General features: G+C 50.3%; 1 protein-coding gene. It reads right to left on the bottom strand.

The window, feature by feature from the left end; translation table 11 throughout:
* Positions 1–47: 47 nt before the first annotated feature.
* On the bottom strand, positions 48–537 hold a 490-nt coding region (locus EAO38_RS08720; protein WP_162982766.1), incomplete at its 5' end, for a site-specific DNA-methyltransferase.

Here is a 537-nt window from a genome sequence, read left to right as displayed (position 1 = left end):
CTCGCAAACGGGCTTAAGCATACTGCTTCAGCCCCGGCTTGTGCTCGCTAACGGGGTAAATCTTGCTTGCCAACGCCTAAAAGCTCGCCCTCGCTAAGGGCTGCGAAGCGTCCCGCTTCTTGCCGGCTCGTCTGCTTTTTAGGCGGCGCGTCTGTTTTACCCCGGCTCGCATTAAACAAGCCCAAATCTAACGCTTTGGCTAAATTCTCTTTAGCGATCTTAGCATACTCTGGGGATTTCTCCACCCCAATAAAATCTAGCCCTAGTTGCGCGCATGCCACCCCTGTGCTCCCTGAACCTGCAAAACAATCTAACACCACTGAGCCCCTAGGCAAGATTTCTAACAAGTGCTTAAGCACCTCTAGGGGTTTTTGTGTGGCATGTTGTTTCTTACTGGCGTGTAAATAGGCTTGGACATAGCCATAATGAAAATCACTCTGCTTGCGCGGGATATCCGGTAAATCCCCCTTAGTCCCCCAACAAATAAATTCGCATTGTTGTTTAAAGCCATTAGGAAAGGGTCTAGCACTCCGTCCC

Origin of the sequence: Helicobacter vulpis, from assembly GCF_003660395.1 — a bacterium.
GTDB classification, from domain to species: domain Bacteria; phylum Campylobacterota; class Campylobacteria; order Campylobacterales; family Helicobacteraceae; genus Helicobacter; species Helicobacter vulpis.
This window is presented reverse-complemented; position numbering and strand designations above follow the sequence as displayed.